At 33.5% G+C, this 24,793-nt stretch carries 20 protein-coding genes, 3 pseudogenes and 1 other annotated feature; of the genes and pseudogenes, 17 read left to right on the top strand and 6 right to left on the bottom strand.

From position 1 onward, the window contains the following. Positions 1-122: 122 nt before the first annotated feature. Positions 123-287 (top strand): annotated as a pseudogene (locus NSQ08_RS13380) (DUF3887 domain-containing protein); the annotation flags it as partial. Between the two features lie 101 nt (positions 288-388). Further along, positions 389-700 (top strand): hypothetical protein, encoded by a 312-nt coding sequence (locus tag NSQ08_RS13375; RefSeq protein WP_002136994.1) that lies wholly within the window; start codon positions 389-391, stop codon positions 698-700. Between the two features lie 42 nt (positions 701-742). Here the strand turns inward: NSQ08_RS13375 and NSQ08_RS13370 are convergent, their stop codons facing one another. Both NSQ08_RS13370 and NSQ08_RS13365 read right to left on the bottom strand, forming a co-directional pair. Continuing rightward, the gene (locus NSQ08_RS13370) at positions 743-958 is read right to left on the bottom strand and encodes a helix-turn-helix domain-containing protein (RefSeq protein ID WP_002084833.1); all 216 of its coding nucleotides are present in this window, start codon (positions 956-958) and stop codon (positions 743-745) included. 10 nt (positions 959-968) lie between these two features. Next, positions 969-1,451 (bottom strand): DUF2975 domain-containing protein, encoded by a 483-nt coding sequence (locus tag NSQ08_RS13365; protein ID WP_002190008.1) that lies wholly within the window; start codon positions 1,449-1,451, stop codon positions 969-971. Between the two features lie 353 nt (positions 1,452-1,804). Between NSQ08_RS13365 and NSQ08_RS13360 the strand changes: the two genes are divergently transcribed. From NSQ08_RS13360 to NSQ08_RS13325, 8 genes are all read left to right on the top strand, one after another. Beyond that, positions 1,805-2,593, top strand: coding sequence for a DeoR/GlpR family DNA-binding transcription regulator (locus NSQ08_RS13360; protein WP_340775655.1), 789 nt, complete (start codon positions 1,805-1,807; stop codon positions 2,591-2,593). A gap of 164 nt (positions 2,594-2,757) precedes the next feature. Further along, entirely contained in the window at positions 2,758-3,624 is an 867-nt protein-coding gene (locus NSQ08_RS13355) for a carbohydrate ABC transporter permease (protein WP_340775652.1), read from the top strand. Between the two features lie 10 nt (positions 3,625-3,634). Next, complete coding sequence (locus NSQ08_RS13350; RefSeq protein ID WP_340775649.1) at positions 3,635-4,453, top strand: carbohydrate ABC transporter permease; 819 nt, start codon at positions 3,635-3,637, stop codon at positions 4,451-4,453. Positions 4,454-4,478: 25 nt separating this feature from the next. Beyond that, positions 4,479-5,840 (top strand): extracellular solute-binding protein, encoded by a 1,362-nt coding sequence (locus tag NSQ08_RS13345; protein WP_340775645.1) that lies wholly within the window; start codon positions 4,479-4,481, stop codon positions 5,838-5,840. Positions 5,841-5,918: 78 nt separating this feature from the next. Beyond that, positions 5,919-7,346, top strand: coding sequence for a CehA/McbA family metallohydrolase (locus NSQ08_RS13340; RefSeq protein ID WP_340775643.1), 1,428 nt, complete (start codon positions 5,919-5,921; stop codon positions 7,344-7,346). After that, the gene (locus tag NSQ08_RS13335) at positions 7,339-8,046 is read left to right on the top strand and encodes an HAD family hydrolase (protein ID WP_340775641.1); all 708 of its coding nucleotides are present in this window, start codon (positions 7,339-7,341) and stop codon (positions 8,044-8,046) included. Before NSQ08_RS13340 ends, NSQ08_RS13335 begins: the two co-directional genes overlap by 8 nt. Before the next feature lie 61 nt (positions 8,047-8,107). Continuing rightward, the gene (locus NSQ08_RS13330) at positions 8,108-9,226 is read left to right on the top strand and encodes an ABC transporter ATP-binding protein (protein ID WP_340775638.1); all 1,119 of its coding nucleotides are present in this window, start codon (positions 8,108-8,110) and stop codon (positions 9,224-9,226) included. A gap of 735 nt (positions 9,227-9,961) precedes the next feature. After that, positions 9,962-10,993, top strand: coding sequence for a fatty acid desaturase (locus NSQ08_RS13325; protein WP_113769241.1), 1,032 nt, complete (start codon positions 9,962-9,964; stop codon positions 10,991-10,993). A 471-nt stretch (positions 10,994-11,464) separates the two neighbouring features. Here the strand turns inward: NSQ08_RS13325 and proC are convergent, their stop codons facing one another. Further along, the gene (proC, locus tag NSQ08_RS13320; protein ID WP_256485758.1) at positions 11,465-12,283 is read right to left on the bottom strand and encodes a pyrroline-5-carboxylate reductase; all 819 of its coding nucleotides are present in this window, start codon (positions 12,281-12,283) and stop codon (positions 11,465-11,467) included. A gap of 381 nt (positions 12,284-12,664) precedes the next feature. After that, positions 12,665-12,875 (top strand) — a binding site (T-box leader). Positions 12,876-13,020: 145 nt separating this feature from the next. Between proC and proB the strand changes: the two genes are divergently transcribed. Together proB and NSQ08_RS13310 are read left to right on the top strand one after the other, a co-directional pair. Next, a complete protein-coding gene (gene proB, locus NSQ08_RS13315; RefSeq protein ID WP_340775630.1) occupies positions 13,021-14,124 on the top strand; it encodes a glutamate 5-kinase in 1,104 nt (367 codons plus the stop codon). A gap of 82 nt (positions 14,125-14,206) precedes the next feature. Beyond that, positions 14,207-15,454 (top strand): glutamate-5-semialdehyde dehydrogenase, encoded by a 1,248-nt coding sequence (locus tag NSQ08_RS13310; protein ID WP_340775627.1) that lies wholly within the window; start codon positions 14,207-14,209, stop codon positions 15,452-15,454. Positions 15,455-15,826: 372 nt separating this feature from the next. Here NSQ08_RS13310 and NSQ08_RS13305 read toward each other — a convergent pair whose 3' ends face one another. Together NSQ08_RS13305 and NSQ08_RS13300 are read right to left on the bottom strand one after the other, a co-directional pair. Further along, positions 15,827-16,309 (bottom strand): DUF4367 domain-containing protein, encoded by a 483-nt coding sequence (locus tag NSQ08_RS13305; protein WP_002142282.1) that lies wholly within the window; start codon positions 16,307-16,309, stop codon positions 15,827-15,829. 326 nt (positions 16,310-16,635) lie between these two features. Further along, positions 16,636-17,829, bottom strand: a complete 1,194-nt coding sequence (locus tag NSQ08_RS13300) for a NupC/NupG family nucleoside CNT transporter (protein WP_113735796.1) — start codon at positions 17,827-17,829, stop codon at positions 16,636-16,638. Between the two features lie 173 nt (positions 17,830-18,002). Between NSQ08_RS13300 and NSQ08_RS13295 the strand changes: the two are divergent. From NSQ08_RS13295 to NSQ08_RS13275, 5 genes and pseudogenes are all read left to right on the top strand, one after another. After that, positions 18,003-18,160 (top strand): annotated as a pseudogene (locus NSQ08_RS13295) (gamma-glutamyl-phosphate reductase); the annotation flags it as partial. A 527-nt stretch (positions 18,161-18,687) separates the two neighbouring features. Then, a pseudogene (locus tag NSQ08_RS13290) lies at positions 18,688-20,091 on the top strand (sensor histidine kinase). 177 nt (positions 20,092-20,268) lie between these two features. After that, positions 20,269-21,333: an ABC transporter permease gene (locus tag NSQ08_RS13285; protein ID WP_340775616.1), complete on the top strand. Its 1,065-nt coding sequence runs from the start codon at positions 20,269-20,271 to the stop codon at positions 21,331-21,333. Beyond that, the gene (locus tag NSQ08_RS13280; RefSeq protein ID WP_340775613.1) at positions 21,333-22,046 is read left to right on the top strand and encodes an ABC transporter ATP-binding protein; all 714 of its coding nucleotides are present in this window, start codon (positions 21,333-21,335) and stop codon (positions 22,044-22,046) included. Before NSQ08_RS13285 ends, NSQ08_RS13280 begins: the two co-directional genes overlap by 1 nt. Before the next feature lie 590 nt (positions 22,047-22,636). After that, positions 22,637-22,999 carry a hypothetical protein gene (locus tag NSQ08_RS13275; RefSeq protein ID WP_340775610.1) on the top strand — a complete coding sequence of 121 codons (363 nt, stop codon included), beginning with the start codon at positions 22,637-22,639 and terminating at the stop codon, positions 22,997-22,999. A 400-nt stretch (positions 23,000-23,399) separates the two neighbouring features. On the opposite strand, the gene NSQ08_RS13270 is transcribed toward NSQ08_RS13275, so the two are convergent. Further along, a complete protein-coding gene (locus NSQ08_RS13270) occupies positions 23,400-24,650 on the bottom strand; it encodes a helix-turn-helix domain-containing protein (RefSeq protein WP_340775607.1) in 1,251 nt (416 codons plus the stop codon). Between the last annotated feature and the right edge of the window lie 143 nt (positions 24,651-24,793).

The following is a 24,793-nucleotide window of genomic DNA, read 5'->3' as shown; positions in this document are numbered from 1 at the left end:
CTACAAACTCATTTAAAAGGTTAGAAATTAAACAACTTTAAAGTGCCTTACTACAATATGATTTGTAGCGAGGCTCTTATATTTTTAAATCAGAATTAAATAACATTATTATCACTTTACATGTAATTGAAAAAGCTGGTATATTCGAAAAGATTGAAAAAAAGTCGATTGAAGAAAAAGATGGTTTATATACTGTTGTTCTTGTAGCAAAATATAGTAAAGAACAACGTACCTTTATCATAACTTATAACGCTAAAGAAGAAATAGCTGGTTTATATATTAAATAAAAACAGATACAGTGGAAGTTTCCACTGTATCTGTTTTTTTAACCAAATTATGGTTATTCGTGCTAATATGAACACATAGCTATATAAAAGGGGTGGGTATTATGAAAACCGAAATAGTTCCCAAAAAGAAGTACAGTATAATAAGCTATTTATCTTTACTCATCGGAATTATGTGTTTTTTATTCGTTTTTATAACTCCGACGAGAATAGCGAATGCGGGAAATATAGTTGGAGATTATGTAACGATTGCTCTTACAGGTGTAGGTATTATACTTTCAATAATCACAATGACGAAACAAACAGAGAAGAAGGCAATTGCAATTATCTCATTAATACTTTCCTCATCATTTTTTATTTTTTGGATTATCGCGATTATCTTATTGTTTACTGGGCAAATAAGTTTTGCGCCTTAATGAGCGATAAAAAGAGTCCTTCATTACGAGAAGGACTCTTTTTTATTCGCTATCTTCAGGTTGATATTCTAAAATATCCCCAGGCTGGCATTCCAATGCTTTACAAATAGCATCTAAAGTTGTAATTCTAATTGCTTTTGCTTTTCCATTTTTTAATATAGAAAGGTTAGCCATTGTAATTCCAACCTTCTCCGAAAGCTCTGTTACACTCATTTTTCTTTTAGCTAACATTACATCAATATTAATTATTATTGCCATGTTATTCACCTCAGACCGTTAAATCATTTTCTGATTTTATATCTATCGCATCTTTTAAAAGTCTTTGGAGAACGGCAGCAAAGACTGCGATAACCATTGAAGCAAAGATTAGGAGCATGCCAAGTATAATAATACCTGGTGCGTCATCTCTCTCTGCTACAAGATAGAAGAGTGGCATACCTACCACATATAAAATACTGATTGTTACTGCGCAGTTTTTTATCTTTTTTAAAGCACTAACAGATAATTTCGAGAAAGCGTTACCCTTGTCAATGAAGCTTACAAGTTTAAAGGCTTGATATAGAGCAAAATAAAAAGGTATCACGGTTGCATATAGATTGATTAAAACAAGATATTTTATAAATGCAATATCCGGGAACAATTCCGCTGCATATTTCCCTATGTTAGGAACTAAAAATATACATAAAGCAAGAACAGGGATTCCAATCAGAATAATAGCTGTCTTTAAAAAGAGTGTTGATCCTTGTTTCATATAAAGCACCTCATTTAAATATTATCTATTTAATCTAACATGAAATTTATCGTTTAACAATAAATTTTTATTTATTATAATCTTGTTTTTATTGTTAAACCAATTTGAATTTTAGATGAAAATAAAAAGTGCACTCTTTATAAAAAAGGGCGCCAAACAAATAGATTTCCTGAAATAAAAAAGTATGATGAATATGGTGATATATATCATTGTTCCTTTGACGGAATATAGTGAAGATAATCGTTCCTTCTTTCTGTAAATGATGTTATGTTAAAAGTAACGATTAAGTCTTTCTAATAATAAGAGTTTTTAGAAAATCAATATTTTTCGTAATTTGAAGAGGTGTTAATGAAATGAAATCGTACACGCAATTTGAACGAAGAAAACACATACTAGATGAGTTAGAAAAGTACAACCGAGTTATGGTGAATGATTTAGCGAAGGTATTAAATGTTACAACAGAAACGATACGAAGAGATTTAGATATGTTGCACAAGGAAGGGCAGCTTACGAAAATACATGGTGGTGCAATTAAGAAGAAAGATCAAACACTAGAATTTCATTTTGATAAGCGCCGAGCTGAGAATATTGAAGAAAAACGAAAAATTGCAATGGAAGCAAGTAAACTCGTAGAAGATAATGATATTATCGCAATTGAAATTGGGACAACCACAATGCAAATTTTGGATTACATATACGATAAAAAGAATTTGACGATTTTAACAAACTCGATACCAGCTGTTAATAAAATTATTGAGCTTAAAGAACACTATGATTCCTTTGATTGCAGGCTAATAGTCATTGGAGGAATATTGAATACAAATTCATTAGCATTGTCTGGGGAGATGACGTTAAACTATCTTGACCATTTCACTGTTAATAAGTTATTTGCTTCGTGTGATGGAATTTCTTTAGAAAAAGAACTAACATGTTCGTATATTGAAGATGCACAAATATATAAGCAGTTAAAGCATAATGCCAAACAAGTTGTAATGATGGTAGATGAGTCAAAGTTTAATTTAACAAAGTTTTATAAAAGCGGGAATTTTAGTGATATAGATGCATTATATACAAATGCTAAGCTCGATGAGGCGTGGCAAGATGTGTTAACAAGTAATGGGGTAGAAGTAATAACAGTATAGAAAAACAAAAAGAAGACTATTTCTTAGTAAGTTGAGAAATAGTCTTTTTTATTGTTTATATGTTGTTTTATTTTGTTTATTTGTTGTTTTTTATAATTGGTTAACAAATTAACAACATTGTGTTAATAATATACTCGTACAATATGAATTAGGGGGTGGCAAGAATGCAAATAAAACTATCAAAAGCTGTGTTCTTTTTAATACCAGTTGGAATACCTCTAATAATATTTTGGATTATTCCGAATTTCATTAGTTTAGGTATTAGTTTTACTGATTGGGATTTTATGACGAATGATTTTAACTTTGTTGGTTTAGAAAACTATTTCAATTTATTTACACAAGATTCTTTTATGCAAGCATTGCTAAATACGTTTTATTTCGGAATTGGAACAGTGATTCCAACGATTGCATTAGGTTTAGGATTCGCATTATTCTTCCGAAAAAAATTCAAAGGTTCCGCATTGTACCAATTAATGATCTTTTCACCTTGGGTAACGCCAACAATAGCTGTATCCATTGTGTGGTCACTCTTATATGAACCTCAATTTGGAGTTATTAATAAAGTTCTAAACTTTTTCGGGATACCAGGTTTGGACTGGCTTCAAAGTAGTCAAACAGCGATGTTAGCAGTCATTATTGTGACAGTTTGGAAATTAGTTGGTTGGACGATGATCTTCTATATCGGCGCATTAGAAAAAGTTCCAGATAGTTTATATGAAGCAGCTAGTATTGATGGAGCGAATTCGTGGCAGAAATTTCGATATGTAACACTGCCAATGGTTTCATCAACAACTTTCTTCTTAGTTGTTGTCAATACAATTTCTTCAGTGCAGGCTTACGATCAAATAAAAATTTTAACACAAGGTGGACCTAGTGGTTCGACGCGTACGTTACTTTATTTATTCTTCCAACAAGGGTTTGAACAATTTGATATGGGATCTGCAACAGCAATCGCATTTATCATACTAATCATTACAATACTACTATCTGTTATAAACAAAATAATAGGTGACAAGTGGGTGAACTATTAAGGTGAATAATATGAAAAAAGGTCCATTAATCGTAAAGCATCTCTTTCTAGCGTTATCAAGTCTACTATTTATTTTTCCATTCATATGGATGGTGCTTGGTTCGTTTAAAACATCTAGTGAAGTATTACAAGGAGGGTTTTGGCCTAAAGAATTTCACTGGGAAAATTATCAGCAAGTATTAGATATACTTCCATTTAGCACATATTTATTTAATAGTTTCTATACTTCTTTCATCATTACTATATATGTACTTATTTCGTCAGCGCTTTTTGCTTATATGTTGGCATTTTATAAGTTTAAAGGTGAAAATCTTACATTTAGTGTTGTGATGGCAACTTATATGATCCCTGGAGCTGTATCGTATGTTCCTGTGTATGTAATGTTAGGTAAATTTGGTTTGCTTGATTCACATTTTGGATACATGATTTCTATGGCTGTTAGCGTATTCGGTATTTTCTATTTGAAACAAACGTTCCACAAAGTTGGTTTTGAAATAGTGGAAGCAGCCAAAATTGATGGAGCGAGTGATTGGCGAATTCTTTGGAAGATTATTTTCCCAATGACACGATCATCATTTGTAACTCTAGGATTGGTCACATTTATTGGTAACTATAATAATTACATTTGGCCAGCTCTTATTTTGAAAGATAATACACAAAAACTAATTACGAATGGAATTGCTGATTATTTCATTAATAGTTCTTTAGGACGAGATTGGTCACACATTATGGTTGCAAGTACAATCGCAACAGTGCCGCTCTTAATCGTATTTTTAATTCTACAAAAATGGTTCTTATCTGGTGTTACTGATTCAGGAATAAAGGGGTAATTAAATATTAAAGGAGATATGTGGGATGAAAAAACTATTCATGCTTCTAACAGTTTTAACATTGTTTGTTAGTGCACTTGCGGGTTGTTCAGGCGGAAAAGGAAGTACGGTTAAAGCAAGTAAAGAAGGCGAGAAGGTTGTTGTTCCATTCATTAATGGAGTGGGTGGTTCTCTTGCAGATCGTGTAGACAAGATCGTGGAAGAATACAATAAAAGTCAGGACAAATATGTAGTGAAAACGACGAAAGCGGGTAACTACGATGAGTCTTATCAAAAGCTACAAAGTGGATTTGCAGCGAATAACCAAGAAGCAATCGCATTACTAGGTTCAGACGTTATTCAAGAATATGTTAAAAAACAGTTAATCGTACCTTTAGATGAATCTGTAAAAAATGATACTGATTTTAAAAAGGAAGATTACGGAAAAGGTTTTATGGAGCAAGCAACAATTGACGGAAAGTTATATGGAATTCCATTTTACGGTACAACACAAATCTTTTATTACAATAAAAAGGAATTAGCAGAAAATGGCTTTACAAAAGAGGATTTAAAGACGTGGGAAGGTGTAGAAAAGGTAGCAAAAACAGTCGCAAAACGTGGTGAAAACGGAAATGTTTCATATGCTGGCTGGATGCCAATGTGGGGGACATCAAACTTAATTGATGCAGTCCGTAGTGCTGGTGGCAATGTATTAAGTGAAGATGGTAAAAAAGTATTAATTAACGATGATACTTGGGTTACGGTATGGGAGAAATTCCGCACATGGCTTCATGAAGATAAAATTATGAAAATACATTCAGGTGGTACTGGATGGGAATATTGGGATAAAACAGTAATTGATTTAGTAGAAGGCAGAACATTAGGATTTACAGGATCATCTGGTGACCAAGGATTTGTGTTCAAATCATTAGGTAAAGGAATGACTGAAGAAGAACGTCTTAACACGTTTGACGCATTGCCACAACCAGCTTGGGGTAGTAATAAACCAGCACCAAAATTAGAAACATATTTATTCACATTAACGAGAAATATTGATCCAGAAGTAGCAAAAGGTGCATATGACTTTATGAAATTTGCGACAAGTACTGAGAAAACGGCTGAATGGTCAATGGCAACAGGCTATATTCCTGTTCGTAACAATGTAACAGAGTACGGTCCATATGCTGAATTTGTTAAAAAGCAACCACAAGCATTAGTTCCGTTAGAACAAGCCAACAATAATGGAGTAGGACCATTTGTAGATCCAACGGGTGGAAAAATCAATGACGCTTTAAATGTAGCAAAAGATAAAGTAGAGATTGAAGGGGTTCCAGCAAAGAAAGCATTAGATGAAGCAGCTAAAGTTGCGCAAGAAGAGTTAGATAAAGTTCTGAAAAAGAAGAAATAAACCTGTTGTAGTACGAACGTGAGGTGCTTTTGAACGAAGGAAGTGCCTCTAAAATTCACTTGAAAAGGTGTGAGAACTATGATCGAAATAACAAGTACGATAACACTCTCTCCATTAGTGAAAAATAAACATTGTTTCCAAATGGATGAAACTGATATTACAAACTTTACATTAACAATTGATCAAGGGGATAGCCGGAAAATTCCGCTTTTACTAATTTTGAGAGATCCTAACGGTTATGTACGTATACAATATCAAACTCCAATTGTAAATGAAAAACTAGTCGTTTCGAAAGATTCAAAGTTTTGCTCAGCTGGTTGTATTGGAGGAGACATACAGTCAGGTAATTGGGAATTAGAAGTCGTCTATATCCCTCATTGTGCAAAGAAAGTAGTGAAATTTACTGGGAAAAAAGTTGACTATACAGTAAATATAGAAGTGAATGATCAGTTGGAGCGAAAGTATAATAGAGAGCATTTTTGTAAGGGCAATGTTTTTATCGATGAAGACCGTTTTAATAGGGTAGTAAATGAAGAACATCGCTGGTACAAAGGGGATTTTCATGAACATACAGATTTAACAGATGGCGAGATAGATGATGAACTTGGAATGAAAGTATGTGAAAAACAAGAATTAGATTTTTTATATGCGACGGAGCACAATATTGTTATGCCATCTTATGAAAAAGGAAACACATTAATTATACCATCTATGGAACTTACAACTCCTTATGGTCATTACAACATATTTGGCATAAGAGAATTTGTTGATTTTACAGAGTATGCAGATGAATCATTTAGCACTGAAAAAATGAATGCACTATTTTCACTCATGAAAGAAAAAGGGTATTTATTGAGTGTGAATCATCCATTTATGAAGCCTTGGGCGAACCAAGTTAATATTAACTTAGAAAATGTTCATACGATGGAAATTATGTGTGATCCAACTTATAAAAAAAGTAAATCATCTACTTTAGAAGCTTTGCGTTGTTTCGATCAAATGTGGTCAAATGGTCTTAAAATCTGGGGAATAGGAGGAAGTGATTCGCATTTACATCCATCTAAAACATTCCCAGGATCAAAAGACCCATCCATTTACGGTGATCCAGGAACATATGTATTATGTAACGGTTTATCAATTAAAAACTTGAAATTTGCGATCCAAAACGGAAGAATTTATTTCTCACGATTTAGAAAACTAACGATAGATATTCAAAACGAAGGTGAAACGATTGCTGTCGGCGATGAGGCTAAAGGAAATATTATTTATAACGTTCAAACAGATAAACCGTGTGAGTGGAGACTACTTATAAATGGAAGAACGATTGAAAAAGAATACGGCAGCGATGCAACTTTTGCATTCTCTTTAAATGAAGGGGCGTACGCTAGAGTTGAGGGATGGGAAGAGGACGAATTAGTAGCGTTTATTAATCCTATTCATAATAAGGTTCAGAATAAAAATATAAAAACATGGAATGAAGTTATAGGGGGAATAAAAGGTGAATAAAGCGATTATTTTTGATAAAGATGGAACATTAATACAGTTAGATTCAGTTTGGTACAAAATTGTGCATCGTGTGTTAGATGATATATTTCAAACGTATCCAAATGAAAAAAGTAAACGAGATGACTACTTAACGATTATTGGTATGAATGATAACGATTTTGAGAGTACGAGTTTACTAGCTTGTCGCACAAATTACTTTATTGCGGCTGCATGGTATTCGTTACTAGAAAATCAGTATGTGGATAAAGAGGATTTTATTCAAAATGTATGTCTTCTATTCAAAAAGTACTCTACTTCAGATGATCTTGTATTTACAGAAGTGGAAGGTGCAAAGGAAACGTTACGATATTTAAAAGACAATGAATATATTATTGGGGTTGTTACGGCAGATGATGTTGATGCAGCTATTCATTCTCTGAAAATGACTGAGTTATATGATTATGTAGATTTTTTAGGTGCAGATGATGGTGTGAATAGAACAAAACCTGAAAGTGACTTTTATCATATGTTTAAAGAACAATTTTCACTAACTGAAGAAGATGTGCTTATGGTAGGTGATACATTAACAGACGTTACATTTGCCAGAAATAGTAACATTAAAGTAGTGGGCGTCTTATCGGGTGCGAGCAAGAAGGCAGATTTAGAAGGAAAAGCGGATTATATTTTAGACAGTATGAAGGATATTTCGAAGGTTTTATAATTCATGTCATCATAATTTTTAACAATATCTATAAATATAGCTCGAATTCTAGGAGGATATTATGGCTCAACTATCATTCAAAAACATTTACAAAAAATATGATCATGATGTGACAATCGTAAAAGATTTTAACCTAGAAGTAAATGATGGAGAATTTATCGTTTTGGTTGGCCCTTCAGGGTGTGGGAAATCTACAACATTACGTATGATTGCAGGACTTGAGGAGATTTCAGAGGGCGACTTTTATATTGACGGAAAACGTGTAAATGATATTACACCGAAAGATAGAGACATTGCAATGGTATTTCAAAACTATGCACTTTATCCGCATATGAGTGTGTATGAAAACATGGCATTTGGATTAAAACTACGAAAGTATAGTAAAGAAGAAATTGACCAGCGTGTGCAACATGCAGCAAAAATTCTTGGGCTTGAGCAGTATTTAAGCCGAAAGCCAAAAGTACTTTCAGGTGGGCAGCGCCAGCGTGTTGCCTTAGGCCGAGCCATTGTTCGAAATGCAAAGGTATTTTTAATGGACGAGCCTTTATCAAACTTAGATGCGAAATTACGCGTTCAAATGCGTGCTGAGATTACAAAATTACACAAGCAGCTGGAAACAACAACTGTATATGTTACACATGATCAAATAGAAGCTATGACGATGGCAACGCGCTTAGTTGTACTAAAAGATGGTATTGTACAACAAGTCGGTACACCGAAAGAAGTGTATGATAATCCAGAGAATGTATTTGTCGGAGGATTCATTGGCTCTCCTGGAATGAATTTATTCAAAGGAGTATTAACAGATAATGCAGTTATGATTGATAAGTGGAAAATTGAAGTGCCAGAAGAGAAGATGAAAGGCTTGCGAAATAATGGATATACGAATAAAGAAATCATAATAGGAATACGTCCAGAAGACTTTTATTATGGAAAAGAAATCGAGGATTTACCATATAACGCAAAAGTAACAGTACCGATTGATGTAGCAGAATTAATGGGAGCCGAAACATATCTATATTCTAATATTAATGGACAATCTTTTGTTGCACGTGTGGACACTTCTTTAGATGTGCAAAGTCAATCTAATATAGATCTAGGTTTAAATATGGACAAAGTGCATTACTTTGATTCAGAAACTGAGAAACGAATTGTTTTATCCCGCATTAACGGGCAGTAAACTCTCACCTCAAAATTCGGTGAATACGAGGAAGTTAGTTGGGAGATAACTGCCCGTAAAAGCCCGATTGGTTCAACTAATAATCAGAGGGGATGGAAAAAATCCCCTCTGATTAAAGTTTCACTTTATAGATAATAATTAATATGATTATACTTTTAGAATTTCTTCAACTACTACAAATAAATGAATAGTAACACGGCCGATTATCCTTTAGATTACAGGAAATCGGCTTTTTTATATAGAAGATCGCTTAGCGTACGAAAATCGCTTTTTGTTGGTAGTGCCCTGTCACTTCTTAAGTTGATGGATGTGTGATGCTACTCCTGTGTTAGGGTTCGAGTCATTTGAAACAGCAACCTCTATATTGAGTGGTGTTAAAGTGATCTATATGATAAAAAAGATGTATCACTTGTAAAAAAATTGCATCACCTTGAATGAGCTAATACGACAAGAGTCCGTGTCGGGTCTAATTAGGGAATGCAGTACAGAAGTGAAAAAACCTCTGTGTTTCTTTTTAATTAATATATTTATTAGGGAAAATTTCGAAATTTTCGGCACAAATGCTCCTTCTATCTTATAATAGAAGCTATTCTGGACGTAAGCAATTTGTAAGGAATGAGTAAGAAAAAAGAGATTTTCATAGTATAAAATATTTATTATACCTGCGTATAACACCTACTACTAATAATGTGTTATAATACGAATTAGCAACATAAAGGAAAGGAATTAGAAAAAATGACCTTACAAAATACTAAAAATTTAAAAAAACAAGTTGCTCCTTTTGAAAAATCAACGGCAAAAAAAAGTGTTTGGCAAATCATCAATACGGTAGTGCCATTTATTATCTTATGGTACCTTGCTTATAAAAGTTTGTCCGTTTCTTATTGGTTAGCATTAGTTCCAGCTGTGTTAGCCGCGGGATTTATGACACGGGTTTTCATTATTTTTCATGATTGTACCCATCATTCTTTCTTTAAAAGCCGTCGTGTAAATAGAATAGTAGGGACATGTATGGGTGTTTTAACTTTATTCCCGTTTGATCAATGGGGGCATGAGCATTCCGTTCATCACGCTACAAGTGGTAATTTGGATAAGCGAGGTACAGGAGATATTTGGACACTTACAGTGAATGAATATTTGGCAGCGCCATTTAGACTCCGTTTAGCATATCGTTTATATCGCAATCCATTGGTTATGTTTGGGTTAGGTCCGATTTATGTTTTCCTGCTTAAAAATAGATTTAACAGAAAAGGTGCTAGAAAGAAGGAACGCATGAATACCTATTTGACGAATGTTTTAATCGTTGCTTTAGTAGGGTTACTTTGCTGGACACTCGGATGGCAATCGTTTCTTTTAGTACATGGTTCCATATTCTTAATAGCAGGTTCAATAGGTATTTGGCTGTTTTACGTACAGCACACATTCGAGGATTCTTATTTTGAAGAAGATAAAGAGTGGGAATATGTGAAAGCGGCAGTGGAAGGAAGTTCGTTTTATAAACTTCCCAAAATCCTGCAATTTCTAACTGGTAATATTGGGTATCATCATGTTCACCATTTAAGTCCAAGAGTACCTAACTATAAACTAGAAGAGGCACACAATAATACGCTTCCTTTAAAAAATGTACCAACGATTACTCTTGCTACAAGCTTGCGGTCAATCCGTTTCCGTCTATGGGATGAGCAAAATAACAATTTTGTTAGCTTTAAAGACGTCAAAAAATTAGTGAAAAACAATGTTTCTATTCCAGTAAAATCAGAACTATAACTTCATCAAATATGACTGACTCCCCTTAATCATTTTCGATTTAAGGGGAGTTTTTGTTTAACTAGTAGATGCACGATATGGAGAAAACTTAAATGATTTAAATTGTAATTGCGGAGGATTAGGAAACAGGCATTAATAAAGGAGACAGTAAATATGTTATGTTAACAATGTGAAGCGTTTGATACCACAACTTTTTTAATGAATATCATGCTTCGTCTCTGAGAATATTTCAATAGACAGGAAATGATGTAAACGTAATACCAAAAGTATCTTAATCTGCAAAACAAATAACAATAAGAGTTATGAAGTTATTTCGAGATAATAAAATGATAAACGGACAAACTCAATTATTCATGAATTTGTCCGTTTATCTTTTAGTGGAAACAGGGGAGTATGTAAACCACATGTGCATAAAGTGTAAAGCTGTTTAAAGATTTGTGTATTCAGCTAATCTGGTCTTTTTTGCAGTTGTTACTTTTTAGTTTGACCGGATAGTTCAACAGACTTTTGCGTACAACGCTGCATAGCTGAAATGATGGCTGTTCGTAAGCCTTTTTCCTCTAATGTTGCTACAGCTTCTATAGTTGTTCCGCCAGGGGAACAAACCATATCTTTCAATGCACCTGGATGCATTCCTGTTTCTAGTACCATTTTTGCAGAGCCTAACACAGCTTGAGCTGCGAATTTATATGCTTGATTTCTTGGCATACCATCTAATACAGCTGCATCTGCCATTGCTTCTATAATCATATATACATATGCTGGCGAAGAACCACTTACAGATGTTACAACATCCATTAATTTTTCACTTACGATCTCCGTTTGACCAAAACTATTGAAAAGGATTAATACATCTTCTAAATCTTTTTCTGTCACCATTTCATTAGGACATAGCGCAGACATTCCTTCTCCAACAAGAGCAGGTGTATTAGGCATTACTCGTACAACCTTCAACTTTTTATCAAAAGCATCTTCAGTACTTTTAATGCTTTTCCCTGCAGCGATCGTTACGACGATAACATCGTTTTTTATCACTTCTTTTATTTCGTTAATTATTGATGCGTATAGGTCTGGTTTAATTGATAAAATTAAAATATCAGCATTTTTAGCTACTTCATTGTTGTCAGTTGTTGTAGTTAGCCCATATTTTTCACTAGCATTTTTTAAATTCGTAGTGTTTAAATCTGAACAAATGATTTTATTTGAAGACACTATATTTTTGTTTATCATCCCGCCAATCATAGCCATTCCCATATTTCCGCATCCGATGAATCCAATTTGTTTATCCATAATAACTCAATCTGGCTCCTTTTATCATAAATTATATCGGTTTCAAATTATTATTCTAAAATAACAATAACATCCAAGTGCAATATAAAGAAACATTCTAAGAGAATACGTTCTTTTTTGCAATACAAAAAATAAAGAAATCAATTTTATTCTGTACTAAACAAGTGCATTCTCAATTATTTAATATTTTATGTTATTTACTATTTGGTAACGTTTAAAAGCATGTTGGAGAATAGGTATAGTTATATCAACTTTTTCTAGATATGGTGATATTCATAAGTGTGTACATAATTTCATACTTAAAGCTTATCGCTCTATTCATTTTGCAAAATACCTCTTGACACAAAAACGAAATATATAGCATAATATAAAAAATCAAATGGAAAATCGTTGAAGGGAAATAGTACATATGTCTTCTTACGAAAGAGAGTGGAATTCACCGGCTGAAAGATTCCTCGTATAGAATGTATCGAACCTATCCCCGAGTCTTAAATGAAAGTTTAGGCGTACGCCTGCGTTATAGGCGCCAAGTGGATATCTATGTATATCAATTAAGGTGGTACCGCGGAACAATGACCGTTTCGTCCTTTTTATTTTATTAAGGGCGAAGCGGTCATTTTTATTTTGCTCTTTAATAGGCTAGGTGCAGCACTGATAAGAATAGAAGCCGCTGTAAGCTGTATGAATAGAAGTGAAATTTATAAAAAATTTTGATTTTAGACTTGGGGGATACAAAAGTGAAAAAACAACGAATTGTTGTAAAGATTGGGAGTAGTTCCTTGGCAGATAGTCACGGAGGCATCTCTAAAGAACAACTTTCAGATCACGTTGCTGCATTGGCACGATTGAAAGAGGAAGGGCATGAAGTTTTACTAATTACATCCGGGGCAGTCGCTGCAGGTTTTTCTGCTCTAGGGTATTCTAGTAGACCTGTTACAATTAAAGGGAAACAGGCTGCTGCTGCTGTCGGACAAAGTTTATTAATGCAGGCATACACGGAGGAATTCCGTAAATATGGTATCGTTACTGCACAACTTTTACTAACGAGAAGTGATTTTTCTAGAAAAGAACAATACAGTAACGCTTACGCTACTTTAGGAGAGCTACTAAACCGTTCCGCTCTTCCAATAATCAATGAAAATGATTCCATTTCTTTAGAAGAGCTGACGTTCGGTGATAATGATATGCTGTCAGCTTTAGTAAGCGGACTTGTTTCGGCAGATATGCTCATGATTTTTACCGATGTGAACGGTTTATATGACCAAAATCCTCAGAAAAATGCGGATGCGAAAAAATATCATTTCCTTCCTGAGGTAACGGAAGAAATTGCTTCTCTTGCAGGAGATGCTGGCTCAAAACTTGGGACTGGCGGTATGAAATCAAAAATCGATGCTGCAAAGACGGCACTATCTCTTGGAGTGAGTGTATTTATCGGAACGGGATGTGGACAGGAGAAGTTTTTAGATGTTATGAAGGGCAAAGGTGATGGAACATATATCGGGAATGCTCCTCAAAAAGTGATTAAGATGAACAAGCAATGGATCGCCTTGCATTCGCTTGTTAGCGGACAAATTGAAGTAGATGCGGGGGCAGCCACTGCCATCATTCAACATGGAAAGAGTTTACTTCCTGCTGGTGTTACTAGTGTGTCTGGATTTTTCCAAGTGGATGAAGTCGTGGAAGTAATTACGCAACAAGGGCTCGTAATAGGAAAAGGACAATGCACATATAGCGCAGAGGAACTAAGGAATTTAAAAGGTATGCAAAGCCAAGATATTCAAGCAAGAGGCGAAAGGCATAATTATGAAGTCATCCATAGAGATCACTGGGTTTCATTGTAAGCTTTAATTCTAGTACAAGAAAGATTTAGATACTGGTGTTAAAGGGCTCTCAAACTGTAACCTTTAAAAAGGAGGAAATAAAATGAATGAAGTATTGGCAAAGGGAAAAAGAGCAAAAGAGGTTGCTCGAGAACTTGTTCTTAAATCTACGAGTCAAAAAAACGAAGCACTTGCTGCAATTGCTGAAAGGCTAATAGTAGAAACAGCTTATATTTTAAAGGAAAACAAACGAGATATTGAAGAAGGTAAGGCGAAAGGGTTTTCCGATTCTCTTCTTGATCGTCTTATGCTCAATGAACAGCGTATTATTGATATGGCAGAGGGGATTAAGCAGTTAATTGAATTACGCGATCCTGTTGGAGAATGTGTAAGTGCATGGGAGCGACCAAATGGATTATCTATTCAGGAAATGCGTGTACCACTTGGTGTTGTCGGAATGATTTACGAGGCAAGACCGAATGTAACGGTAGATGCTGCTACAATTTGTTTGAAAACAGGAAACGCAGTCATATTACGTGGTAGTTCTTCTGCTATCAATTCTAACAAAGCCATCGTTGCTGTTATTCACCGAGCGCTCAAACAAACAAGCTTGCCTCCAGAAAGTGTACAGCTCATAGAAGATACAACGCGAGATAGTGCAAAGCAGTTGTTTACATTGAATGAGTACTTAGATGTTCTTATCCCAAGAGGCGGCAAGCAGTTAATAGATACTGTAGTGAGAGAAGCATCTGTTCCAGTACTTGAAACAGGTGCGGGAAATTGTCATATTTTCATTGATGAAACAGCGGATAAACAAATGGCATTTGATATTATTATAAACGCAAAAACGCAGCGTCCATCTGTATGTAATGCAATAGAAACGATTGTACTTCATGAGAAGTGGGCGCAGCAATTTGGTAGCGAGCTGTTTTCTTCTTTGAATGAAAGAGGCGTGGAGCTACGTGGAGATAGTAAAGCATTGGCAATTGATTCTTCTATTGCATTAGCTTCAGAAGAAGATTGGGAAACAGAGTTTTTATCTCTCACACTGGCAGTTAAAGTGGTTTCCACTACAGAAGAAGCGATTCATCATATAAATACGTATGGATCCATGCATTCCGAAGCGATTATTACAGAGAACGAGGAAAACGTCAGTAAGTTTTTCACATCTGTTGATGCCGCAGCACTCTACCATAATGCATCGACTCGTTTTACAGATGGATCTGAATTCGGATTCGGTGCAGAAATTGGCATTAGTACACAAAAGCTACACGTAAGGGGACCAATGGGGCTACCTGCATTAACTTCTACAAAATATGTGATTCGTGGAAATGGTCAGATTCGAAGATAAAAGACACGCAATTAGTTTTATATATGAGTAAGGACAGTAAGGGACGATGTTCCTAATGTCCTTTTTTTATGCATAATTTTAGATTGGTAATAAAAGGTAGTTTAAGGAACTTACCTAAAAAATGAATGCTTAGCTTAGTAAAAGGTCGTGGATGAAGAAAACAAAAAACTAAAAAAGACAATGCCATTTTACTTGGTAAATTGTCAAAATTGTAGACGTAGTAAAGGAGGATCGGCGCATTTTGAAAAAACAAGCTAAGACAAAAATACAATAAGCTGCCCATATGGACAGCTTATTTACATAATTTTCGATATAGGAAGTTATTGTATTTAATTTATTCAATACTTATTATTGCTCTACAAGTAAATAACGTTAATTCATTGACCTTGCGATTTCTAGCATTTTTTCCTTTGGTAATCTTGTACTTTGCATTTCTACATATGTTCCAGCTTGTGTCCAACAGAGTAAACCACCTGTAATGAGTTCTCCATTCTTGTCCAGTGTTCCACTATTTCCCCATGCTGAAAAATAACCTTTATTTCCGTTAATCACAATTTGTTCAGCATGGGTGAAGTCTTTATCAGATAATGGAATTCTCCTACTCAAGTGAATAGCAACCATTAGCTTTGTATCCTTGCTATCCATATAATGTAGGCTTATCCAAGGAGATGTTTTTGTATCTAATGTCCAATCATCTGGAATCTTTTTTGGAGATAAAATAGTGAAATTAACTTTTTTCTGTATTTCTGGAATAGTAGTGCTGTTGTGATTATACTTAATTTCTTTAGCAATGATTGTCATTGGGTAACTAATTAAAAGTATTAAGGTAATGAATAAACGAAATGAAGCTATCAATTTATTACCTCGATTCTAATTTGATTTTCTGACAGGTAGTATTTCCAAACTATTATTTTTTATTAAATAACCTGTCTCTTTTGTTTAACGAGGAATCATGTATATTTCATACATATTCAGTTAACGCATCATTATCGGTAGAGAGGAAAAAGAAGGAACCCTATAAAGTAGTATTCAATTTTTTGGATGAATATAGAGCGACCTAAATAAAAGGAGCCTCTATCAAAAGTTACTTAGTAATTTTTGATAGAGGCTTTTAATTAAAATACTTAATTGTAGTTATATATCTTTAACATATAGTGAGTGTCTTTTATTTTAAAGATTATTTACCATACAAAAAGCCCCACAAGCATAGCGCTTAATAAGGAAACAGCCATTCCGCTAACAAGAAGCTTCCAAACATTTTTACCGATTATTGATGATTTTTCCCCGCCAAATAAAGAATTGTATGTTCCATAAATCATACCTACTGTACTAAAGTTTGCAAAAGAAGCTAGAAATGTTGTGGCAACTGCAATTGTATGTGGTTGTAAAGACTTTAGGTTTGATTTTAAATCCATCATTGCAACAAATTCATTCGTTGTTATTTTTATCCCCATTAATTCAGCTACATACATAGCATCTTTTCCTGATAAACCAAGTAAAAAAGCGAAGGGACTAAAGATAATCGAGAAGATTTTTTGAATTGTTAAACCTGTTACAAAAAAGCTCAAAATACCATTTAAACATGCTGTTAAAGCTACATACCCAATTACCATCGCTAAAATAACAATAACCATATTCATCCCAACTAACATACTGTTTGAAATAGTAGAAAAGAAATCTTTTTTTTCATTTTTTGAAGGTGAATAAATAACATCCTCTTCTTTAGTAACTTCTACAGGATTTAAAACATTAGCCAAGATTAATGCATTAATACAGTTTAAAGGAATAGCGCTGAAAATATATGTTGCTGGAACCATTGATAGATAAGCACCAAGAATAGATCCGCTGACGCTACTCATACTCATAATTCCAAAAGTCAACAAACGATTTTCTTTTAACACAGATAATTGATCACGAACAACTGCAAGTGCTTCCGTATTTCCTAAAAACATCATTTGAATGGAAAAGAAGCTTTCTAACTTTGGTAAACGAGAAATCTTTGAAATGATTGCACCAACTTTATCAATAATCCAAGTTAAGATTCCAAAATACGAAAGAATATCAAAGAAAGTGATAACAAAAATGATAGGAAGTAAGGCGCTAAAGAAGAAATCAACTGTTTGATTTTCCATAGCTGAAGGAAATGCAAATCGAATTCCTTCATTCGCACATGATAGTAGCCAACTGAAAAATGACGCAATTTTATTAATGATAATACTGCCCAATTTCGTGCCTAACATAAACCACGTAATAAAAAGCTCCAATATTATTAGAATAACAATTGGTCTCCATTTTATTTTTCTTTTATTAGGCGAACATAGGAAAACGATTAATATTACAACGAAAATCCCTAACATATTTAATATGAAATGCATGTCAACAACTCCTTGAGAGTTATTATTTGTATATAAAAAAGCTCCTATTCTTCCTAATTTAGATTACAACGATAAGTTATGAAGAATGTAAATGATGTTAGGGATTAATTCATATTATTTTTAAATACTAAAAAGAACTTAATACATAGCAAACAAGCAGGTAGAATTGAAAGTTTTTCATATCTGTTGATGCTGCTGCACTGTATCACATAATGCATCAACTCGTTTTACTGATGGATTTGAATTCGGATTCGGAGCAGAAATTGGTATCAGTACGCAAAAACTACACGTAAGGGGATCAATGGGACTAAAATACGTGATTCGTGGATGAAAAAAGTATCCTGCTATTTGTGGGTAGTAAAACTCCCACCTCAAAATTCGGCTGGAGCACGAAAGTTAGGTGAGAGTCGGGTTGATTAAAGTTTCACTTTATAGAGTAATAGGTCTATTAATCTAACAAGGTAGGTTATGCCCAAAGGAAAAAGGATAGAGAGTAATATTCATAAATCGAAAACATATGCAAAGTAAAAACGAGCACTCCTATTTATAACGATAGGGTGCTCGTTTTTCTATCTATGCACAGAAAGAAAAAATCATCATTTACATAAAGGGGATTTGTAATTGTATGTTCATCTTTCGTTCATAATTATTGGTTATTGTAAAAATAGTACAAGTGGAAATTCATTATACCTTCTACGTTAGTTGCAAACCCTGTAATACTTTTCATCATAATCGTCAGAGAGTGAAAAATTATTCTCATGTATTACTCACAATAGGAAAAATATTTTCTAAATGTAGTAAGAACAGATTAGAAGGAGTTACTGAATAAAAAATTCATCAAAGAGGAGTTGAAGTAATATGAAATCATTGTATGGCAGATTTGTCATTATATCCGCTGTTATTATGGTAGTTAGTAGTGTAGTGGCATTTCTATTTACAAATATATTTTACCATGTTTATTTAAAACCATATAACAGTGAAAAAATTTTAAAGTATGCCTTATATATAGAACATTTATATGATGAAGATAGCGAACTAAATAAAGAGACATATTTACAATCTATTTCAAATCTTGGTTTTGCAATTTATGTGGTAGATGAAAAAAAACAAGGAAAACGATATGGAGAAGGCTTTAAAAAAATTAATATTAGCGACGAGGATATTAATAATGTATTAAATGGAAATATATATAACGGGATTGAGAACTATCCTAATCGATTGTTTTCCACTGGTTTCTTTGACAATACAGTAGCAAATAGTATCGGAATCCCAATTCATACGAATGGCCAGCAATATGCTCTATTTATTCGCCCGGATATTCAACAGCAATTTGGAGAGTTACGAATTTTTTACACAGTATTGTTAGCGCTAATTGTATTAATTAGCTTAACTTGTATAGCGATAGCTACGCGTTTTGTTGTTCGCCCGATTCAAAATTTTACACAAGCTACACAAGAAATCGCGAGTGGAAAGTATAATTTAGTATTACCAGAATATCGAAAAGATGAAATTGGAGTGCTTGCTAAGAACTTTCGAAAGATGGCAAAACGGTTGCAAAACTCTGAACAAATGCGTCAAGAATTCGTTTCGAATGTTTCACATGAATTTCAATCGCCATTGTCATCTATTCAAGGGTTTTCTAAAACAGTAAAAACAGAAGATTTAACTGAATTAGAAAAACATCGTTACTTGAGTATCATTGAATCAGAAAGTCAACGTATGTCTAATATGTGTAAACAATTATTAACACTTGCATCACTTGATCAAGAAAAAATTACTTTGCGTAAAGAGTTTTTCAATCTAGGAAAACAAATAAGAAGTATTATATTTACGTCTGAGTGGGAATGGCAAGAAAAAGATCTTGCAATTGAAACAGATATTCCTTATATCGAAATTTATGGGGATAAAAATCTACTTCATCAAGTTTGGACGAATGTATTTACTAACAATATCAAATTTACAGAAAGCGGGGAAAGTATTTCGTTTGAAGCTGAAGAAAATGAATTAGAGTGACGTATTGCTATTATTGATAGGGGATGTGGTATTCCAAACGAAGAGATAAAAAGAATCTTTGATCGATTTTATAAAGTTGATTCAGCTAGAAATAGAAATATTAAGGGGAGTGGATTAGGATTAGCCATTGTTAAAGATATTATTGAACTTCATGATGGTGTAATAACAGTGGAAAGCGAGGTAGGGGGTGGTACAACCTTTACTATTTATCTTCCAAAAAATAGAGAAGGAATGGATGTAGAGGAGTAATAACTAAAGTTTTTTTAGAAAGGGACCTTTTCCGTATATATTAATGAAAGCTTTGTACTTATAAAAGGTGAAGTCACATTATAAAATTGTTTTTTGTAATGTTCCATTCATAATCCGTTCATATTTCTTAATTATGATAAGTGTATAGATAAAGCACAACATAAGGAGGGAAAAGGAATGTTTTTAGCTCTTAAAGAATTAAAACAATCAAAATTAAGGTACGGATTAATTGGTACAATCATGATTTTATTATCATTTCTTGTACTTATCATATCAGGATTAGCGAATGGATTATCCAATGCGAATGCTTCTTCTATTCTTGAAATGAAAGCAGAGAAATTTATAGTATCAGGAGATGCTGAAGGGAAATTACTACGGTCTCAAATTAAGAAAGAAGATGTAGATAAGGTATTAGCACAAGTTACTGAAAAAGAAGCGGTACCAATGCATATTGCAATGTCTACATTTGAGAAAGAGGGAAGTTCAAAGAAGGTTGATATTGCAATCTTTACAAATAAACAAGATTCATTTATTACTCCAAAGGTTATTGAAGGAAAATCAAGTGACTTAGCAGACAATGAAATTATTATTGATCAATCTGCGAAAAATAAAGGGTTAGCATTAAATGATGAAATTGTAGATCCTATATCTAAAAAGGTATTTAAAGTCGTTGGATTTATAGAAAATGAAATGTTTAGTCATGCACCAGTTGCTTATATGAATGAGAAAGTATGGGAAAGCATTGCGCTTCCACATCAAAAAGAGTACAACGTTATTGCTTTAAATACCGATAAAGAAATTAATAATGCAAAAGTAGCTGATAAAAAAGAAGTATTACAAAGTATTCCTGGATATAAAGAAGAGCAAGGAACTTTAACAATGATTATTGCATTTTTACTTGTGATTACAGCGTTGTTAATTGGTGTATTCTTCTATGTTATTACTTTACAAAAGACACAACAATTAGGTGTATTAAAAGCGATCGGGACGAAAAACTCTTATTTAGCTAATAGCTTAGTAGTACAAGCTGTATTTTTAACTGTTGTTGCATTAATAGTAGGTATTGGTTTAACACTCGCGGTACAAACTGTGTTCCCTGAAAGTATGCCGTTCTTACTAACAACGACAATGATGGTGCAGTATTCTATTATCTTTATTGTAATTAGCGTGTTAGGAACATTGATTTCTTTATACCAAGTGTTGAAAGTAGATGCATTAGAAGCTATCGGAGGTGGGATGTAATGGTGACAGATTTAAAGTGGGAGACACCAGCATCATTATTAAAACTAGATAAAGTCAGTAAAGTGTATGGGGAAGGCGATACGGAAGTGACAGCTTTACATCCCATCACACTAAATGTAAGAGAAGGGGAATTCATTGGTATTGTTGGACCATCTGGATCAGGTAAAAGTACATTACTTTCCATTGCGGGAGCACTTTTATCTCCTTCTAAAGGTAATATTTATGTATCTGGTCAAGATATAACTAGTTTATCGGAAAAAGAAATGACGGATGTTCGTTTGAAACGAATCGGATTTATCTTTCAGTTTGCAAACTTAGTGCCATTCTTAACAGTAAAAGAACAGCTTCTATATATTGCAAAATTAAAAGGAGAAAATAAAACTGCAGCAAACGAATATGCAACTGAATTACTAAAAACATTTGGATTAACACATCGAATTAACCACTATCCTAGACAACTTTCTGGTGGTGAAAAACAACGGGTAGCCATTGCACGTGCTTTTATGAATAATCCAGATTTAATTTTAGCCGATGAGCCTACTGCTAGTTTGGACTCAAAACGTGCTAGAGAAGTAGTTGAAATGATGAAGCATGAAGTAAAGAAAAATAAAAAAGCAGCAATTATGATTACGCACGATGAAAAAATGCTTGATGTATGCGATCGTATATTGACGCTTCGAGATGGAAAATTACTACGAAAAAATGAAATTTGATAAAGACGCTCTTACAGAATTAGATGTAAGAGCGTTTTTTGATCAAAATAATTTTGGTAAGTATTTTATCTAAAGACCAATTGTCATAATGTAATGTGTTTTTTAACCCATAAATTGACCGTGAACTTTAAATGAAAATGCTTATTATCAGTGTAGGATATTCGGAATGATTAGCTTATTCACTAGAATATTTATGTTTGCCTGTATTTTGTTAAAGGGGGAACGCTAGCATTTCGGAAGAAACCACGCTAAGAGCATGCAAGATTTCATACAGTTTTTTGGCTAATCAAGTAATAAATAAGAATCCTAAAATCTACACCAGGATAGGAATGTATACAAAATGAATAGAGTCATAGAAAAAGAAAAAGGGGATTCCTTGTGAAAGTAGGGATCATTTTTTTTGCTACCTATAATGATACGCTATGTTAACTTCATATGAATATGTTATACAATAGATTTAAAAAGAGTTGGAGAGAACAATGAGTATAAACTATCCATTTAAACCAAAATCAAATCGCTATTTAGTACCAGGACAATTTGGGGCTATTCCTTTAGATAACAGGAAATTTGTTTGTGGCAGGGTAATTGAAATGGAACCAAATAGTAGAAGGGGATTTTTAGCAGGCTTGATGGATTGGATCGGGGATAGTCCACCTATAGCTGAGGATTTAAAAGGGTGTAAAACATTAATACAACTGAATGTTCACATTAAAACCATTCATGAAACAGCATTGGATGGTTGTATAAGTGGCTATCGTTCTTTAAAGTTAGATGGGGTTGAAGAAGATTATTTCACTTCACAACTGGTTCATGATGAGAATTGCATGTTGATGAAAGGATACTCGGTACTTAGGCAGGCGACTCAAGAAGAAGCGGATACGTACGGTCAGCTAGGTGCCGCAGGCTATATGATGATTAAATGTTACGCAGAAGATTTATTAGTAAGTAAATAACTTCCGCTAACGATAATTATGTGTAAATGAGCTGTTCATATGGACAGCTCATTATATTTTTTACTTAGCGTTGTTTTTTCAAAAATGCTGGAGGTACCTCCATGTCCATCTAGATTGAGTTTTCTATAAACTTCTGTCCTTGTTACTTACATGATTGAATTATTATTTATTTGTTTTTAAAAATACGCATACCAAATATACCTTGATAAGGTGTGTTTTTTAGATTATGCAATTTTCTACTCGGTATTGGATACAGTGTACTCATAAACGACACCTAAAATATCAAGATGGTCTTTTTGTCCATTTTTCTGTGAATTATGGATATAATTTTATCTTAGGTTGATAGTGATGTGCTGGTACCCCTATTAGATATTTTGCTCAAATTTTCATTGATAGATAATTATGTCGGTGTATGATCGGGAAAATGATCATTTCTAAACTGCCTGGGGGTTATACCAGTGTATTTTTTAAAGATTTTTATAAAATAACTTTGGTCGTTGAAATTCAGCCACATGCCGATGTCTAAAATCGAATAATTTGTTAAAAGTAATAGTTTTTTTGCTTCGTCAACTCGTTGACGTTGAATGTATTCACTTAGTGGTTTACCAACCTCTTTTTTAAAAAGTGATGATAAGTAATTTGGGCTTAAATGACACATTTGTGCAAGGTGATCAAGTGTGATGTTGTCATAAAGATGGTCATAAATATAATGTTGACAAGCTGTAATTATTGCAGAATATTTTTCTTCATTTAATTGGTGCACACGATTGGTAAAATCCATTATGGCTTCTTCCATTAATTTTAAAATTGCTTTTAAGCTTCCTAATTCCTCGAGTTGTTGAATATAGAAATCATTTAAGGTAAAGGCCGTTTCATCATTTAAACCACCTTCAATGGCCGCTCTGCAAACAAGAGCAATTCCAGTTATCATTAAATTTTTTTCACTTCTTAGGCGATTTCGTTTCGATAATAACCCTAATTCCGCCTCACCGACAATAGAGTAATCGAAGATATCCCTTAATTTATTTATCCGTCCTTTTTTGACATAATCAAGCAAAACTCGTTCATATGAAAGATTGGAATGGAAAATGAAATTCCTTCTCCCTTTTGAAAGCTCAAGATCCGGATTCTCTAATTCAATTATATCAAGGGTCAGCGCTTTATTGTTTTGGATGACCATCGTTTTATCAAGCTTTTTATGGTACATCAAATAATAAACCAATAGACTAATCGTCAGGAATTGTTGACTATCAATAATGGGGATGGAACGATAGTATTCAATGAGTTTCCTTTTATTCAGGTTTCCGTTAAAAGTATCAAGGATCTTACTAATATTTTCATCAGATATTTGTGAATCAAGGGTAGGTCCTAAAATAATGGTACCTAAAAATAGGTTCGTTTTTTTTAGATTGACAAAGAAAAAGTTCAAATTTGAGTTCGAAAAGAAAATAGGAAAATCCTTAGGATTCTCTTCATAAGTATAGACACTGATTTGCTCTTTGAACTGGCTGTAATATGAATGTCCCCGTAAGTCTTTACTTGAAAATTCGTGTTCAATCTCACCAAATTGATTGACATAATAAACAGGTATTTGATGAGCTTCATAAATAAGCTCACATATATATTGTAAATCTTCTATGACTATTTCCATCGATTCCATAAACTCCATTCATTTTTTTGAAATTGGTTATATTTTTGTAATACTTAAATAAATACTATTATTCGTAAAATAATACAATATTTCTTTTTATACAAGCAATAAAATGATTGATGTAACAAATTATAAGTAGGGAG

This window comes from Bacillus sp. FSL E2-8887, from assembly GCF_038007205.1.
Taxonomy (GTDB): Bacteria; Bacillota; Bacilli; order Bacillales; family Bacillaceae_G; genus Bacillus_A; species Bacillus_A mycoides.
This window is presented reverse-complemented; position numbering and strand designations above follow the sequence as displayed.

What these genes read in the sequence shown, in the direction of transcription:
- NSQ08_RS13375 (WP_002136994.1), top strand. Translation starts at nt 389, where the DNA reads ATGAAAACCGAAATAGTTCCCAAAAAGAAGTACAGTATAATAAGCTAT.
- NSQ08_RS13370 (WP_002084833.1), bottom strand. Translation starts at nt 958, where the DNA reads ATGGCAATAATAATTAATATTGATGTAATGTTAGCTAAAAGAAAAATG.
- NSQ08_RS13365 (WP_002190008.1), bottom strand. Translation starts at nt 1,451, where the DNA reads ATGAAACAAGGATCAACACTCTTTTTAAAGACAGCTATTATTCTGATT.
- NSQ08_RS13360 (WP_340775655.1), top strand. Translation starts at nt 1,805, where the DNA reads ATGAAATCGTACACGCAATTTGAACGAAGAAAACACATACTAGATGAG.
- NSQ08_RS13355 (WP_340775652.1), top strand. Translation starts at nt 2,758, where the DNA reads ATGCAAATAAAACTATCAAAAGCTGTGTTCTTTTTAATACCAGTTGGA.
- NSQ08_RS13350 (WP_340775649.1), top strand. Translation starts at nt 3,635, where the DNA reads ATGAAAAAAGGTCCATTAATCGTAAAGCATCTCTTTCTAGCGTTATCA.
- NSQ08_RS13345 (WP_340775645.1), top strand. Translation starts at nt 4,479, where the DNA reads ATGAAAAAACTATTCATGCTTCTAACAGTTTTAACATTGTTTGTTAGT.
- NSQ08_RS13340 (WP_340775643.1), top strand. Translation starts at nt 5,919, where the DNA reads ATGATCGAAATAACAAGTACGATAACACTCTCTCCATTAGTGAAAAAT.
- NSQ08_RS13330 (WP_340775638.1), top strand. Translation starts at nt 8,108, where the DNA reads ATGGCTCAACTATCATTCAAAAACATTTACAAAAAATATGATCATGAT.
- NSQ08_RS13325 (WP_113769241.1), top strand. Translation starts at nt 9,962, where the DNA reads ATGACCTTACAAAATACTAAAAATTTAAAAAAACAAGTTGCTCCTTTT.
- proC (WP_256485758.1), bottom strand. Translation starts at nt 12,283, where the DNA reads ATGGATAAACAAATTGGATTCATCGGATGCGGAAATATGGGAATGGCT.
- NSQ08_RS13310 (WP_340775627.1), top strand. Translation starts at nt 14,207, where the DNA reads ATGAATGAAGTATTGGCAAAGGGAAAAAGAGCAAAAGAGGTTGCTCGA.
- NSQ08_RS13300 (WP_113735796.1), bottom strand. Translation starts at nt 17,829, where the DNA reads ATGCATTTCATATTAAATATGTTAGGGATTTTCGTTGTAATATTAATC.
- NSQ08_RS13285 (WP_340775616.1), top strand. Translation starts at nt 20,269, where the DNA reads ATGTTTTTAGCTCTTAAAGAATTAAAACAATCAAAATTAAGGTACGGA.
- NSQ08_RS13280 (WP_340775613.1), top strand. Translation starts at nt 21,333, where the DNA reads ATGGTGACAGATTTAAAGTGGGAGACACCAGCATCATTATTAAAACTA.
- NSQ08_RS13275 (WP_340775610.1), top strand. Translation starts at nt 22,637, where the DNA reads ATGGAACCAAATAGTAGAAGGGGATTTTTAGCAGGCTTGATGGATTGG.
- NSQ08_RS13270 (WP_340775607.1), bottom strand. Translation starts at nt 24,650, where the DNA reads ATGGAAATAGTCATAGAAGATTTACAATATATATGTGAGCTTATTTAT.